This is a genomic window from Burkholderia sp. RF2-non_BP3 (genome assembly GCF_001522185.1).
Taxonomy (GTDB): Bacteria; Pseudomonadota; Gammaproteobacteria; order Burkholderiales; family Burkholderiaceae; genus Burkholderia; species Burkholderia diffusa.
Genome location: NZ_LOSU01000042.1, coordinates 1 through 938, shown reverse-complemented (window position 1 = coordinate 938; position 938 = coordinate 1). Strand labels below are relative to the sequence as shown.

The following is a 938-nucleotide window of genomic DNA, read 5'->3' as shown; positions in this document are numbered from 1 at the left end:
ATCCCGCTCGTCACGAACGGCTTTTCCGGATCGTTCGGGATCGCGTTCTTGTTCACCGTGATGTGTGCCGCGCCCAGCGCCGCTTCCGCTGCCTTGCCCGTGATGTTCTTCGCACGCAGGTCCACCAGCATCACGTGGCTTTCCGTACGGCCCGACACGATCCGCAGCCCGCGCTTGACCAGCGTTTCGGCCAGCACGCGCGCGTTCTCGACCACCTTCTCCTGGTAAGCCTTGAATTCCGGCGACAGCGCTTCCTTGAACGCCACCGCCTTCGCCGCGATCACGTGCATCAGCGGGCCGCCCTGGATGCCCGGGAAGATCGCCGAGTTGATCTGCTTCTCGTATTCGGCCTTCATCAGGATCACGCCGCCGCGCGGGCCGCGCAGGCTCTTGTGCGTCGTCGTCGTCACGAAGTCCGCGTGCGGCACCGGGTTCGGATACACGCCCGCCGCGATCAGGCCGGCGTAGTGCGCCATGTCGACCATCAGGTACGCGCCGACCGACTTCGCGATCTTCGCCAGACGCTCGAAGTCGATCTTCAGCGCGAATGCCGACGCGCCCGCGACGATCAGCTTCGGCTTGTGTTCGTTCGCCAGCTTCTCGGCGGCGTCGTAGTCGATGTCTTCGTTTTCGTTCAGGCCGTAGCTCACGACGTTGAACCACTTGCCCGACATGTTCACCGGCGAGCCGTGCGTCAGGTGGCCGCCGTGTGCGAGGCTCATGCCCATGATCGTGTCGCCCGGCTTGAGCATGGCGAAGAACACGCCCTGGTTCGCCTGCGAACCCGAGTTCGGCTGCACGTTCGCGGCTTCCGCGCCGAACAGCTGCTTCACGCGGTCGATCGCCAGTTGCTCGACCACGTCGACGTATTCACAGCCGCCGTAGTAACGCTTGCCCGGATACCCTTCCGCGTACTTGTTCGTGAGCTGCGAGCCCTG

Annotated in this window: 1 protein-coding gene; it reads right to left on the bottom strand. The window is 64.5% G+C overall.

Annotated elements, in window-relative coordinates; all coding sequences use genetic code 11:
- On the bottom strand, positions 1-938 hold a 938-nt coding region (gene glyA / locus WS45_RS21915; protein ID WP_082721999.1), incomplete at both ends, for a serine hydroxymethyltransferase.